The organism is Gilliamella sp. Bif1-4 (assembly GCF_001690535.1).
Lineage (GTDB): Bacteria > Pseudomonadota > Gammaproteobacteria > Enterobacterales > Orbaceae > Gilliamella > Gilliamella bombi.
In genome coordinates this window covers 23,775-38,819 of the sequence record NZ_LZHC01000057.1, presented here as the reverse complement: position 1 = coordinate 38,819, position 15,045 = coordinate 23,775, and the positions used below count along the sequence as shown (strand labels likewise).

Sequence of the window (15,045 nt, the reverse complement as noted above, 5' to 3'; positions counted from 1 at the left end):
AATCAGGACGGAAAACCAACGATGACATTTAATAATGAATCTGATGCTAATCTTGTTCTCGATTCTATGATTACAAGTATTTTATTACTTGATACTAAACTTAATATTCTGTATGCCAATATTGCTGCGCAGCAATTGTTAGCACAAAGTTCAAAAAAATTATTAGAAAGTTATCTCCCTGATTTGTTGGGATACTTTTCTTTGGATATAGATTTAATGCTAAGTACATTAGAGCAAAATCAGGGTTTTACAGATAATGAAGTCAATTTAGTTATTAATAATGAATTACATATTTTAACGTTGACGGCTCAACTATTAGATAATGAACAGATTTTAATTGAAATGACCCCATTAAATAGCCATAAACGTCTTAGCCAAGAACAATTGCAACAAGCTCAACAGAGTGCAGCTCGTGAATTAGTTCGTGGACTCGCTCATGAAATTAAAAATCCACTAGGTGGGCTTCGAGGCGCCGCTCAATTATTATCTCGTGAACTACCTAAAAATGAATTGCAAGATTACACAAAAATTATTATTGAACAAGCAGATAGGTTAAGAAATCTGGTGGATAGGTTATTAGGCCCACAGCAACGATTACAGCAAAAAGAACAAAGTATTCATCAAGCTATAGAACGTATCTATGCTTTGCTGTGTTTGGAAAAAACAACCAATATTAAAATTCTGCGTGATTATGATCCAAGCTTACCTGATTTTATTCATGACTCCGAACAAATAGAGCAGGTAATTTTAAATATTGTTCGTAATGCTTTACAGGCTATCGGATCCAATTCAGGTACAATTATTATCAGGACAAGAACTGCTTTTCAGATTACTTTACATGGGCAGCGCTATCGTTTGTGTGCTCGTATTGATATTGAAGATACTGGACCAGGTGTGCCTGTTCATATACAAGATACTTTGTTTTATCCTATGGTGAGCGGCCATGAAGGAGGTACAGGTATTGGACTTTCGATTGCAAATAATATTGTTGATCAACATCACGGTAAAATTGAATTTAATAGTTGGCCTGGGCATACTCAATTTTCTGTCTATTTGCCAATTAGGCAGTGAGGTAAATGAAAATGAATGTTTGGATTGTTGATGATGATAGCTCTATTCGATGGGTATTAGAAAAAGCATTAACTAATGCTCATTTTAACTGTGTTAGCTTTGAGAGTGGTCAACAAGTTATTGATGCATTAGATACATATGTACAAAAACCAGCTGTACTAATTTCTGATATTAAAATGCCAGGACTTGATGGTTTGACATTGCTTCATCATATTAAAGAGCAAATGCCGAATTTGCCAGTTATTATTATGACTGCTCATTCCGATCTAGATGCAGCAGTAAATGCCTATCAAAAAGGTGCTTATGATTATATTCCTAAACCTTTTGATGTGGATGAAGTTATTCAATTGGTTGAACGTGCAATTTCACAAACCCAAAGTAATAAAACCAATAATAATACATCAAGTAAAGCCTCGACAGGCATTATTGGTGAAGCACCTTCAATGCAGGAAGTTTTTCGTATTATTGGTAGGCTTTCCAAATCATCAATTAGTGTATTAATTAATGGTGAATCAGGAACGGGGAAAGAATTAGTTGCAAAAGCATTACATATCCATAGCCCTCGCTCACAATCCCCTTTTATTGCGCTAAATATGGCAGCCATACCTAAAGATCTTATTGAGTCAGAACTTTTTGGACATGAAAAAGGGGCGTTTACTGGAGCGGCTCAAATTAGGCACGGGAGGTTTGAACAAGCGAATGGTGGAACATTATTTCTAGATGAAATTGGTGATATGCCACTTGATGTTCAAACCAGATTATTAAGGGTGCTTGCTGATGGGCAATTTTATCGTATCGGCGGTTATTCACCTGTCAAAGTAGATGTCCGTATTATTGCAGCTACTCATCAAGATTTACAAACTAGGGTTCGTGAGGGTAAATTTAGAGAAGATCTTTTTCATCGTCTAAATGTAATTCGTATCTTATTGCCACCGCTACGCGATCGAATTGAAGATATACCAAAACTATCAGAACATTTTTTACATACAACCGCCAAAGAATTGAGGGTAGAAAGTAAAGTATTCAGTTCGGAAGCTTTAAATGTTTTATGTCGCTTTAATTGGCCAGGTAATGTTCGTCAACTTGAAAATATTTGTCGCTGGGTTACGGTGATGTCTTCAAATAAAGAAGTTTTAGTTCAGGACTTGCCTCCAGAATTGTTGCAATTATCGACAGCTAAAACAGTGGTTACAAATGAAAATACCGCATTGCCTACAAGCCACTTTTCTCAACAAGAAGTTGATTGGAAAGTATTGTTGGAACAATGGGCAAAACAAGCTCTAATAGATGGTAAAACAGGAATTTTGACTGAAGCAATAAATGATGTTGAACGAATCTTACTAAGAAGTGCACTTAATTTTACTCGAGGTCACAAACAAGATGCTTCTCATCTGTTAGGCTGGGGGCGAAATACCTTAACTAGAAAACTTAAAGATTTATCGCTTGATCCCACTAAACACCCTTAATCACCAATATTAATTATGCTATCGAATAAATCGATAGCTTTTTAATCCATTCATTTGAGCGCTATTTAATCTGTCTTTTGTCACATATTAAATTTTTAAATATTTAAAGTGCATTGAATAGAGCAAAGTTTTTAGTTACAATCTTAATGTAAATGATAATTATTATAATTATCGTTTTTTGTTTTTTATTTGGTTGATAATTAGGAGTTACAATGTATTCATATATCAAAGTGAAATTTTTAGTTTTACTTGCTATTTTGCTTGTTTTAGTTGGATGTGACAATAAAAAAGAACAGCAAACCTCTGCAAATACGCTTACCATTGAACATGCTCAAGGTAAAACCGATGTGCCTGAAAATCCTAAAAAAGTTGTTGTTTTTAATACTGCAACACTTGATATCATGGACGCATTAAATATTCCTGTGACAGCAGTGCCTCAATCAGATGTACATTATCCAACTTTCTTATCTAAATATGGACGCAAAGACTACACTAATGTGGGCACTTTATTTGAACCAAATTATGAAGTTTTAAGTTCAATTCAACCAGATGTTATTGTTGCTGGAGGTCGCGCTACTGATGCTTATAAAAAATTGAATGATATTGCTCCGACGATTTCTTTAGATATTGACCCAAATAATTTTTTAAGTAGTTTAACTCAAAGAACAGAACAATTAGGTTCAATCTTCAATAAACAAAATGAAGCTAAGAAACTTATTGCCGATTTTAATCGAAAAATCGAACAATTGAAAACCAAGACAACTACTGCTGGCACAGCACTAGTGATTATGGTTAATGGCGGTAAAATGTCGGCTTATGGCTCAAAATCTCGTTTTGGTTTTGTGTTTGATGTGCTCGGTTTTCAGCCAGCAACTACTTTCCAAGAAGCTGGTCGTCATGGTAATGCTGTTACCTCTGAATTTATTTTGAGTGTTAATCCGCAGTGGATATTTGTGTTAGATAGAGATAATGCAATTGGTAATAAAGAAGCTCAGTCTGCACAACAAGTACTTGACAACGAATTGATCCGAAAAACTGCTGCATGGCAACAAAACCATATTGTTTATTTAGATTCTTCTTCCATGTATATTGCTGGCGGTATTCAAACCTATAGCCGTTTGATGGATCAAATAGGTGTCGCTTTGCAAAGTGAACCTGCGCATTAATGTAAAGCATGATTAAATCATTTTATTTTATTGCAGGTATGTTCATTTTATTGATCATGACTGCAATAAGTTTATTTATTGGTGTAGGGCATGTGACACTATTTGATTTATGGTCAGATAGCAATATGCGTGAGATTTTTTTTGTAAGCCGTATTCCTCGAACTGTTGCCTTATTGTTAGCAGGTAGCGCCATGAGTGTTGCAGGTTTGATTATGCAATTATTAACACAAAATCGATTTGTTGAACCTTCTTTAGTTGGCACTACTCAATCGGCTAGTCTTGGCTTATTAGTTATGATGGTTTTAGCTCCTGGCGCTAGTGTCATGACTAAAATGGTTGTTGCTAGCCTATTTGCTATGATTGGCACAATGATATTTATGGCGATTTCTCGAAAGATTATTTTAAAGTCAGCAATAATGGTACCTCTTATTGGCATTATGTTAGGTGCAGTTATTAGCGCTATTACTACATTTTTTGCCATGTATTTTGATTTATTACAATCACTTGGTGGTTGGGAATCAGGTGATTTTTCAGCTATTTTAAAAGGCCGTTACGAATTATTATGGTTGGTGGGTGGTTTGACATTACTTGCTTGTTGGTGTGCGGATCAGTTTACTGTAGTTGGCTTGGGGCGTGATTTTTCTATTAATGTAGGGCTTAACTATCGCCGTGTTATGTTAACAGGACTTATTGTTATTGCATTAATTGGTGGTATTGTCGTTGTAGTTGTTGGAGTTTTACCATTTTTAGGATTGATTGTACCAAATATTGTTAGTTTATTATTTGGAGACAATGTTCGTAAAACCATGCCATGGATCTGTTTGTTTGGTAGTGGATTAGTTTTAATTTGCGATATTATTGGGCGCGTAATTCGCTATCCTTTTGAGATCCCCGTGAGTGTTATTCTTGGCGTAGTTGGCGCTATTATTTTTTTAATATTGTTGAGTCGAAAACGTCATGTTAGTTAATCAAAAACGCCATATTTTGTGTCAAAAAAGAGTTCTTTTATTGTTAATTATTGCTCTAGTTTGCATAATATGTTTTATAACTTTCAACCTTAAAGGCAATATTAGCTATATTTTGAAGCATCGAACGTGGGTAATGCTAACTATGATTTTAGTCGCTTTTTCGGCTGCGACATCAACACTGCTTTTTCAAACAGTTACCAACAATCGAATATTAACACCTTCTATTATGGGATTCGAATCACTATTTGTACTTATTCAAACTGTTGTAATCTTTTGTATTGATTCACAAGGTATTCCTTATATTGGTATTATTGGTAAATTTGTATTCGAATCACTTTTATTAATTTTATTCTCTTTATTTTTATATCGAGGTTTGTTTACTAGACTCAAGAAAAATTTACATTTGGTATTATTAATAGGAATTATTTTAGGTACATTATTCCGTAGTTTTTCTAATCTATTGCAACGCTTGATGACCCCGTCTGAATTCGCTGTGCTTCAAAGTCGTATTTTTGCTACATTTACACGTGCAGAACCTGTATTGATTATCTTTTCGTTAGTAATAGTAGCTATTGTTGGTCTATTTTTATGGCAAATGCGATTTAAATTTGATGTACTTGCGTTGGGTCGGGATAATGCAATCAATTTGGGTATCGATTATCAAAAAAGTGTCACTATTATATTATTGCTAGTTTCAGTTTTAGTGTCAGTGTCAACGGCATTAGTCGGTCCATTCACTTTTTTGGGGCTTTTAATTACTAATTTAGCTTATAGTATTAGTGGATCAAGCCAACATCGTTTTTTACTGCCTACTGCTTTTTTGTTAGGTGTTATTTTTCTGGTCGGTGGACAAATGTTCTTAGAGCGAGTATTAAATATGGTTGGTGCATTATCCATTGTCATTGAATTCATTGGTGGTTCTTTGTTTATCTTCTTATTATTAAAAAAGGTTCCAAAGTGATAAAAATTGATAATGTTAGTAAAAACTATCAAACAGTATCTGTATTAAAAAATGTCAATGCGACGATTTCACAAGGTGGAATTACTGCTATTATTGGTCCAAATGGGGCGGGGAAATCGACGCTATTATCAATTATAAGTCGTCTTCTATTAGCTGATGAAGGACAAGTTAAAATTCAAAATATGGATGTTGTTAATACGCCAAGTGATAAACTTGCCACTTATTTATCAGTATTGAGACAAGAAAACCGTTTTACCAGTAGATTGTCTGTTTTTGAACTAGTTGGATTTGGGCGTTATCCTTATACCAAAGGGCGTTTAAATGCTGATGATTATAACCATATTTATCGAGCGCTCGATTTTTTAGATCTTACTGAATATAAAGACCGCTTTTTAGATGAATTATCTGGTGGTCAACGGCAACGAGCTTATGTTGCTATGGTGTTATGTCAAGATACTGAATATGTATTACTTGATGAACCACTCAATAATCTTGATATGAAACATGCTGTTGCCATGATGAAACAATTGCGCCGCGCAGCCGATGAGTTGGGTAAAACCATTGTGATTGTTATTCATGATATCAACTTTGCGTCTGTATACTCAGACTATATTTTAGCCATGAAAAATGGTGAACTGATATACCAAGGTACGCCACAAAAGATCATGAATGAGGCTATTTTGGAAGAAATATTTGATACACCTGTCAAAATCGAAAAAATTAATGATCAAAATATTGCTATTTACTATTAACAAATACAATGGAAATTAATTAATCTTAATAGTAAAAAGTTACAATTGTTTAATTAAGTAAATAAAAATTATTGTTTACTATTTATTTCTAACCATGTTAAATAATTGGCAATATTTTTGTTGAGATAATTATAATGAAATTACAGGAAATAGCACTTTTAGCAGGTGTATCAAGGACGACGGCCAGTTATGTGATCAATGGAAAAGCCAAAAGGTACCGCGTTAGTGATAAAACAGTCGAAAAAGTTATGTCGGTGGTGAAAAAACATAATTACCAACCCAATGCGGTAGCAGCGGGGCTTAGAGCAGGTAAAACCCGGACTATAGGCATTATTATTCCTGATTTAGAAAACAACAGTTACACTCGCATAGCTAATTATTTAGAACAATTGGTAAGAAAGGAAGGATATCAATTACTAATTGCATGTTCTGAAGATAATCCACAAGTCGAAAGAGAGTGTGTCAAACACCTTCAGCAGCGTCGCGTAGATGCCTTAATTGTTTCTTCTTCGTTTGTTTCTGCTCAAGATTATTTTTTTTATGATGACTGGCAAAATGAAAAGATTCCATTATTTGCACTTGATCGAATATTATCCATCTCTAAATTTAGAAATATTGTAGGTGCAGATAAACAAGATTCTAAATCACTTGCTCAAGCATTTAATAACTTTGTAAAAGATTCTGTGGTTTATATAGGAGCCTTACCAAACTTATCTGTTAGTCAACTTCGTTTAGATGGTTTTAAAAATATCAAACTTGATAATTGTAATAAAGTTGATTTTTTATATGCAAATAACTATAGTCGTCAAGATGCTGATTTAGCCTTTAGTCAATGGCTAGAAATTCATGAAATGCCTAATGGTATATTTACTACTTCTTTTTCGTTATTACAAGGAAGTATTGATGCAATTTTAAGAAAATTTGGGCACTTACCCGAGAGTTTAACTATTGCTACCTTTGGAGATAATGAATTGTTAGATTTTTTACCATGTAAAGTCATATCACTTTCACAAGATCATAAAGAAGTTGCCGATGTAACAATAAAACTGTTTTTAAACTATCTGCATAACAATAATTATCAATCGGGTACTACAATAATTCCAAGACGATTGATCTATCGAGGTAGCTTAAGCCGTTAACGCACTGATAGACATGAAAATATATCAATTCTAAAACTGTTTAAATTAAAAATAAGATCCAGATCACAAATTACTTATTAATAGACATAATTTATTTGATAATTAATGTTTATTTATTCATTATTGCTGAAACGATTCAATTGATTAAAAGATTTGTATTTTCTAAGTCATTTTAGTCGCCCAATATTATTAACCCAGAGGTATTTATTATATGTTTCATTTAGTTAAAGAAAACATTCATTTAAATGAACAAGCTACCAATAAGACTGAAGCGATAAAAAAAATTGCTACGGCATTAACCAATGCAGGATTTGTTGAAGATGGTTATGTCGATGGAATGTTAGAACGAGAAGCACAAGCAGCCACATATCTGGGTATAGGTCTTGCTATTCCCCATGGAACTACTAAAACTCGCCATTTAGTCAAAAAAACAGGGGTACAAGTATTTTGTTTTCCTAATGGTGTTCAATGGGGGGATGATGGTGAAAAGGCCTATCTTGCAATTGGTATTGCAGCAAGCTCTGATGAGCATTTAGAATTACTCCGTCAACTAACTCACGTACTTGGAGCTGAAGGGGTAGAAGAGCGAATTAAAAAAATTCAGTCTGCCGACGAAGTAATTGCTATTTTAACTGGTAAAACAAGTTCTGAAGATAGCCAATTTTCTATAAATGAATCTGCATTATTATTGGATATTCCTGCTGATAGTTTAGCAACTTTACAAGCATTAAATGCATCACGTTTAAAACAGCAAAATGCTGTAAATTCAAGCTTTATTGCCGATGTGTTGGACAATAAACCTACATATTTAGGTGATGGGGTTTGGTTAAATGATAGCAAACAAGGTAATTTAAAAAATGCTATGGCGATTAGTCGCACTATCAGTAATATTAATGAAGATGGTAAGCCTGTTAAGTTACTCATCACTATATCAGCCGTTGATGATTCTATTTCTGATATAGTAAATAATATTGCAACTTTAGTTTTTAACCAAAAATTACAATTACTATTATCAGCCAATACTGATGATCTCAGCAGCCTTCTTTTATCTGGTTCTGCGACAATAGAATCTAATAAATCAGAAATGCAATCGACATCTTCAAATGAGTCGACTGTGGCTGAATCGAATAATGAATCATTAAGTCGTGAATTTATTATTCCAAACGAAAATGGCTTACATACACGCCCATCATCAGTACTAGTAAAATTAGTTAAAGAGTTTAATTGTAAGGTTACTGTCGCTAATTTAAATGGTAAAGGTGAGCCAGTAAGTGCAACGAGTTTAATGAAAATTGTTGCACTAGGCGCTAAAAAAGGTAGTCGATTACGATTTACTGCAGTAGGTGAAGAGGCTACTCAAGCGCTTGATGCAATTGGTAAAGCAATTGGGGATGGTTTAGGTGAGGGGACTGAATAATGACTTATCGTGTCGCAACAATAACTTTAAACCCAGCTTATGATCTTTTGGGTTTTTGTCCCAAAGTTGAGCTTGGTGATGTTAATTTAGTCCAAACCAATGCGTTACTTGCTGCAGGCAAAGGTATCAACGTTGCTAAAGTTTTGTCGGATTTAGATGTCCAATTAACTATTGGCGGTTTTTTAGGTAAAGAAAATCGTGATGGTTTTAACTTATTATTCAAATCATTAAATGTGATTGATAAATTTGAAACAATTGAAGGTCGTACTCGCATTAATGTTAAATTAACCGAGGAAAATAGTGAAGTGACTGACCTTAATTTTTCAGGCTTCACGATTAGCGAGCAAGATTGGCAACATTTTGTTACAAATTCTCTTGAATGGCTAAAAGATATTGACATGGTGGCTATCAGCGGTAGTTTACCAGCTGGAGTATCACTTGATAAATTTACTAAGTGGATGGAACAAGTTAAAGTGATTTGTCCAAAGATCGTATTTGATAGTAGCCGAGATGCATTAGTTGCAGGATTAAAAGCAAAACCATGGTTAATTAAACCCAATGATAAAGAGCTAGAAATGTGGGTAGGTCGCAAATTACCAACATTAGAAGATGTTAAAGCAGCTGCTGTGGAGTTAGTTAACGACGGCATTGAAAATGTAGTGATCTCGCTAGGAAGTAAAGGCGCTTTGTGGGTAACTAAAAATGAAGCATGGCTAGCAAAACCACCAAAATGCCATGTAGTTAGTACTGTTGGTGCCGGTGATTCAATGGTCGCTGGGTTGATGTATGGCTTAATGACTAATCGTTCAATTAAAGATACTTTAGTCTTTGCATCAAGTGTTGCAGCTTTATCAGTTGGGCAAGCTGGTGTTGGTATATCTGATTGCCAAGCTGTAAATAATATGCTAGAAAAAATTGAAATAATTTCTGAATAGGAGTATTCATGAATATATATATTATTGAAGGTAGTAATACAGGCCCAGTAAATGGACGTTTGGCTAAAGTGGAATTAGCTTTAGCCGCAAACGAATTAAATCTAAATCTGGTTGATAATGCAACATCGGCTGATGTTATAGTTGCAGTAGGCTCTGGAACTATCAGTGATAAAGCAGTTGTTGGTAAAAAGGTTTATGCCGTTGATGATTTAAATCAAATTTTTGCTAACCCAAAACAGATTTTAACAGATGCGCAAAGTAAAGCGAGTGTTTATCAACAAACAGCCGAAGCTATGCCTGCCTCAAGCAATAATACCAGTGTAAAACGTATTGTTGCGGTAACCGCATGTCCAACAGGTGTTGCTCACACCTTTATGGCGGCAGAAGCGATTGAAGAGGAAGCCAAAAAACGTGGATGGTGGTGTAAGGTTGAAACACGTGGCTCAGTTGGTGTTGGTAATGAATTAACACCAGAAGAAGTGGCTTCAGCCGATGTTGTAATTGCAGCTTGTGATATTGATGTTGATTTGAGTAAATTTGCAGGTAAAAAACTTTATCGCACCAAAACAGGTCCAGCTCTGAAAAAAACAGCGCAAGAATTTGATAAGGCATTTGAAGAAGCAACCGTGTATCAAACAAGTGTTAATGCTTCGGTAGCTAAATCTAATAAACAGAAAAAAGGATTTTATCAACACCTTTTAACGGGTATTTCGTACATGTTACCAATGGTTGTAGCTGGCGGTTTGATTATTGCTCTATCTCTTGCATTAGGTGAGTTTCAAGACGTATTAAAAACGGTGAAAGTCTTAGAAAATGGCGTAGAAGTAGTAAAAGAAGTATTAGTAAACGAACTTGTTGGAGAGCCGCACTTAAATCTGATTGGCGAGAAGGCTTTCTCTCTCATGGTACCGTTGTTAGCAGGATATATTGCCTATTCGATTGCCGATAGACCAGGTTTAGTACCAGGGCTTGTCGGTGGCTTACTTGCGGTATCGACTAACGCAGGCTTCTTAGGCGGGATTTTTATTGGTTATTTTGCTGGTTATTTAGCAATGTGTATTTCCAAATATTTACCATTACCAAAAACGCTTGAGGGGTTAAAACCAATCCTAATTGTACCACTATTTGCGACATTAATAACCGGTTTAGTGATGCTGTTTATTTTTGGTGCACCTATCGCATGGTTAATGTCTTCCTTGGATTCATGGCTAAATTCGTTGAATTCAAATCCAAATACTGCTGTGATTTTGGGGGTAATTCTAGGGGGGATGATGTGTACTGATATGGGGGGACCTATCAATAAAGCAGCGTATTTATTCGGAACCACATTAATTTCATTACATCAATATATGCCAATGGCTGCGGTTATGGCCGGTGGTATGGTTCCACCGTTAGCTATGGGCTTAGCAACACTTATTGCACGCAAAAAATTTGCTAAACCTGAACAAGAAAGCGGTAAAGCTTCATTGGTATTAGGCTTATGCTTTATTTCGGAAGGCGCAATTCCATTTGCTGCGCGCGACCCATTACGTGTTATCCCATGTTGTATTGTTGGTGGTGCTATTACTGGAGGTATGGCGTTAGCTTTCGGTTCAACATTAATGACGCCGCATGGTGGTTTATTTGCTTTAGCAATTCCGGGCGTTGTTAAACCAGTAGTTGGCTACTTATTATCTATTGTTGTTGGTACCGTTGTTGCTGGTGTTGCTTATGCATTAATTAAACAACCAGAATCGGAAGCTACAGCTGTCGCTTAATGTTTGTTAATAATATAAGAAAAAGCGCCATCAAGTGATGGCGTTTTTATATAATATGGCATTTAAGCTATTTTTTTACCCAGCGCTGTAAATCTTTAGGGATAAAATGATCCATTTGTTGTAGTATAGTTCGATGATCTTCCGAAACAATTAATGTTTTATAAAAACTATCTCGAACAAAACCTTCATTCACTGCATGTTGCAAAAAATTAAGCATTGGTTGCCAAAATTCTAACACATTAAATAATGCAACGGGCTTTTCATGATAACCTATTTGCATTGCTGTCCAAACTTCAAAAAATTCTTCTAAAGTTCCAGTTCCTCCTGGCATTGCAATAAAACCATCAGCTAATTCCGAAAGTCTTGCTTTGCGTTGATGCATATTATTTACTACTTCTAAACGAGTGATACCGTGGTGTGCTGTTTCGGCTTTGACTAAACGTTCAGGAATAATACCAATCACCTCACCGCCGTGCGCAAGTACTGTATTAGCAATAATCCCCATTAAACCTTTATTACCACCACCATAAATTAGCCGTCGATTTTGTTCTGCTAAAGTTTTGCCTAATTGTTCTGCTTGTGTACGATATTCTAATTGGCTTCCTTCGTTTGCTCCGCAAAAAATACAAATATTTTTTTTCATAAATGCTATTTTACCTGTTAATAATATATTTAATTATCTTAGCATATCTGCAGATTAATTTGATTACAAGCTGAGCAGTTAATTCTATTTGCTGTTTTAGAGATTGACATTAGCGTTATATATAGTTAATATTCATCCCATTAAGTGTTCCTCCATAGTTCAGTCGGTAGAACGGCGGACTGTTAATCCGTATGTCACAGGTTCAAGTCCTGTTGGAGGAGCCAATTTCCGAATTTATAAAACCTGCTTATGGCAGGTTTTTTTATATGCAAAAATTTCTGACTATTCGTTTCGTTGTTATAGCAAATAGACCTAAATCCGAGTTTATCGGGTATGTATTTAGTATTCTTGTCAAATGCATTGATTGCTAAAAGGGATTTAAATGGTCACAGTTGGGTTGAATGTTATTACCGTAGTATTTTAAATCTCAAAATCTAAATAAAACTAACACAGATCATATCCTGTGTCAGGATGCATCGATATTTAAGCTAGGTTAGCATGTCAAACAAAGATTTTTGTTGAGTTTGTGTTTTGTTAGTAATAAATTCCAAATGTTGTGTCAAAACCGAACGTGCGCGAAGGGGAGTTGAAGACTACATTTTGTAGCCAAAGCACAGATGGCATCGAATAGGCTAGTATCATGAGTGTATTAGTAATGTTAAACAAATCTCTCTTAACTAGGTTTCTTATTAATATTATTTGTTCCATAAAATGTTAGGCGTAAAGACATCACTCAATATTTCAATAAGGAAATTCTTTAAAAACCTCAAATGCAACCGTTTTTTACTTTTTTACAAAAGATATAAAAAAGTACTAGCTAAAATCTCTGCAAGCGACTATAATTTCACCGCTTTAGATAGAAAGCTTATTTAATAAGCAAACAAGCAGGAAAGTGCGAAATAAAACAGAAAAATAATTGAAAGGTGAAGAAAAATGCATTATCATTGTAGGCACCAGGCACCAGCACTGGAAAACCTATGTCTTAAATCTTTTTAAACACTTTAATCTTCAAAAAAACTTACAAATCTTAATTTTATCGAGAAAATCTGCGAACAATTTCGTACTTGTGTTTCGATTAAAATCTATATCAAAATTCCTAATTTCTTTGTTGCTGACACCGTTTTTATTATTGTCTTATCCACTGAAATTACAGGCATTAACAACTTATACAACCAATATCATTCATGGTAGTGCACCATATTTAACATTTGATAATGGTCAAACTAAAGCTACAACAACGGATATGTTATTGGCTATCACGTTGCCCGATGGGACAAGAGTCATGCCGTCAACTAATATATCAAGTTCAACAAATCCAATAAAAATTATAAATGGAAGTTCTTTTAGTAGTGTAGGGATGTTTATTCCACCGTCAACCAACTCAATAGGATTAGATGATCTCATTCGGGATCCTTATAATTATTGGGGAGATGATGATGGTGATGGTCAAGGTACCAATGGTGTTAGTGCATCAGGAACTTTATCAGTGGTGTTTACTGATAAAAATAATCATTCTATAAATCGAAATGATGTTTTAGATATTTGTAATGCTCCTTATAAGATAACGTTAAGTACTACCGATGGTCATTTAACTACACGGTACGGTGTTCCAAGTAGCACTACTTTTAATGGTGCATCAGCGACGTATTTCATCAGCCCCGACTCATCTACCAGTTGTTACTTTGTAGGATACGCAAGACCCAATTTAAAACATGGAGAAAATAATGTTAAGATTGAGGGGAATAATTACAATTTTGCTGGTCCAAGTGAGATCTGGAACTCAGCTAAAGGTTTTCTAGTTCAATCAAACAATCCATCATCTTATGGTCTTAATTTCCCAACTACTGGTGCTGATGGCTTATATTTTGATTTAGACATAGAAGGAGTAGATGTAAGTCAACTGACTTGGTCACCTATTACGTTGGGTGGAATAACTGCAACAGTGACGAGAACAATGCCGAACGCAAATCCATCATATGATGGCTGGATTTCAGATAAATCACAATACGTAACACGAGTAACCTTAACAGGCCCTAGAGCAAGTGATAGTCAAATAAAAGCCAGAAATCCTAGTCCACTTGGCTTGCCAACTTTACCTCAGACATTTGAGTTAGTGGGTAGGAATAGTAGTGGTAATGTAGTCGTCAAATACGGTTTTGAGTTGAAGCAGTGGTTTGTTAACCGAGGGGATAAAACTTCAGGTACTGGTAGTCATAGAACATGGTGTGATAGCTTAGGTTGGCGTCTTGTGGAGGTAAGCGATTTAACTAATGCAGTGCGCAAAAGCTCTCCTTCTATTTCTGGAGCGACACCATCGTCAGATGGTAATAATTACCAGCGTCGAATTGGAGCAGGTTTTTTCACTGAATGGGGATATATGAATGATTATGCCAATGCAGACTTCCGTTTCGACTACTATGTGACGGATACTCCTAAAGGTAGCAGTAAGTTTAATGTCGGAGCTGGTCGCGGTTACGTGCACAGCGTTAGCCCTGGTGGTTCCGCCAGAGGAGGGCTTTGTGTCACTCCTTAGTTCTTACGCTCTGAGACGAGGGAAATTATGTAATTTTAGTTAGACAATTTATCAAAGAACAGAGCCCCGTTCAGAAGGGCTCACTACTGGGTTCCGCTTTTGCTATTAAACAGCAAAAGCGTTTTTTACAAAATTAGAACTTACTGCAACAAAAAACTAATCTGTAGTCATTTAATTTTGATTGAAAATATCTATGAATCTTCAATAATGTTAATACTCTATATGAGATACTTTTGA

At 35.2% G+C, this 15,045-nt stretch carries 12 protein-coding genes and 1 tRNA gene; 12 read left to right on the top strand and 1 reads right to left on the bottom strand.

What is annotated here, in order from left to right:
* Positions 1–21 precede the first annotated feature (21 nt).
* The 10 genes from glnL to A9G25_RS07895 all read left to right on the top strand — a co-directional run bounded on the left by glnL (position 22) and on the right by A9G25_RS07895 (position 11,632).
* Entirely contained in the window at positions 22–1,071 is a 1,050-nt protein-coding gene (glnL, locus tag A9G25_RS07940; protein ID WP_065626474.1) for a nitrogen regulation protein NR(II), read from the top strand.
* Between the two features lie 5 nt (positions 1,072–1,076).
* Positions 1,077–2,537: a nitrogen regulation protein NR(I) gene (gene glnG / locus A9G25_RS07935; RefSeq protein ID WP_065626473.1), complete on the top strand. Its 1,461-nt coding sequence runs from the start codon at positions 1,077–1,079 to the stop codon at positions 2,535–2,537.
* Between the two features lie 212 nt (positions 2,538–2,749).
* Positions 2,750–3,703 (top strand): siderophore ABC transporter substrate-binding protein, encoded by a 954-nt coding sequence (locus tag A9G25_RS07930; protein WP_141675056.1) that lies wholly within the window; start codon positions 2,750–2,752, stop codon positions 3,701–3,703.
* Between the two features lie 11 nt (positions 3,704–3,714).
* Positions 3,715–4,671, top strand: coding sequence for an ABC transporter permease (locus A9G25_RS07925; RefSeq protein ID WP_065626533.1), 957 nt, complete (start codon positions 3,715–3,717; stop codon positions 4,669–4,671).
* On the top strand, positions 4,661–5,632 hold the full coding sequence (locus A9G25_RS07920; RefSeq protein ID WP_065626472.1) for an iron chelate uptake ABC transporter family permease subunit: 972 nt from the start codon (positions 4,661–4,663) through the stop codon (positions 5,630–5,632). The genes A9G25_RS07925 and A9G25_RS07920 overlap by 11 nt, the downstream gene beginning before the upstream one ends.
* Positions 5,629–6,384 (top strand): iron ABC transporter ATP-binding protein, encoded by a 756-nt coding sequence (locus tag A9G25_RS07915; protein WP_065561465.1) that lies wholly within the window; start codon positions 5,629–5,631, stop codon positions 6,382–6,384. The genes A9G25_RS07920 and A9G25_RS07915 overlap by 4 nt, the downstream gene beginning before the upstream one ends.
* A 134-nt stretch (positions 6,385–6,518) precedes the next feature.
* Positions 6,519–7,523 carry a catabolite repressor/activator gene (gene cra, locus A9G25_RS07910; RefSeq protein ID WP_065626471.1) on the top strand — a complete coding sequence of 335 codons (1,005 nt, stop codon included), beginning with the start codon at positions 6,519–6,521 and terminating at the stop codon, positions 7,521–7,523.
* 211 nt (positions 7,524–7,734) lie between these two features.
* A complete protein-coding gene (fruB, locus tag A9G25_RS07905) occupies positions 7,735–8,940 on the top strand; it encodes a fused PTS fructose transporter subunit IIA/HPr protein (RefSeq protein WP_065626470.1) in 1,206 nt (401 codons plus the stop codon).
* On the top strand, positions 8,940–9,875 hold the full coding sequence (fruK, locus tag A9G25_RS07900; RefSeq protein ID WP_065626469.1) for a 1-phosphofructokinase: 936 nt from the start codon (positions 8,940–8,942) through the stop codon (positions 9,873–9,875). Before fruB ends, fruK begins: the two co-directional genes overlap by 1 nt.
* Before the next feature lie 8 nt (positions 9,876–9,883).
* A complete protein-coding gene (locus A9G25_RS07895) occupies positions 9,884–11,632 on the top strand; it encodes a fructose-specific PTS transporter subunit EIIC (RefSeq protein WP_065626468.1) in 1,749 nt (582 codons plus the stop codon).
* A 67-nt stretch (positions 11,633–11,699) separates the two neighbouring features.
* Here A9G25_RS07895 and A9G25_RS07890 read toward each other — a convergent pair whose 3' ends face one another.
* Positions 11,700–12,275: a TIGR00730 family Rossman fold protein gene (locus A9G25_RS07890; RefSeq protein ID WP_065626467.1), complete on the bottom strand. Its 576-nt coding sequence runs from the start codon at positions 12,273–12,275 to the stop codon at positions 11,700–11,702.
* 148 nt (positions 12,276–12,423) lie between these two features.
* On the opposite strand from A9G25_RS07890, the gene A9G25_RS07885 reads away from it, so the two are divergent.
* Together A9G25_RS07885 and A9G25_RS07880 are read left to right on the top strand one after the other, a co-directional pair.
* A tRNA-Asn gene (locus A9G25_RS07885) sits at positions 12,424–12,499 on the top strand.
* Between the two features lie 905 nt (positions 12,500–13,404).
* A complete protein-coding gene (locus A9G25_RS07880; RefSeq protein WP_141675055.1) occupies positions 13,405–14,808 on the top strand; it encodes a hypothetical protein in 1,404 nt (467 codons plus the stop codon).
* Positions 14,809–15,045 lie beyond the last annotated feature (237 nt).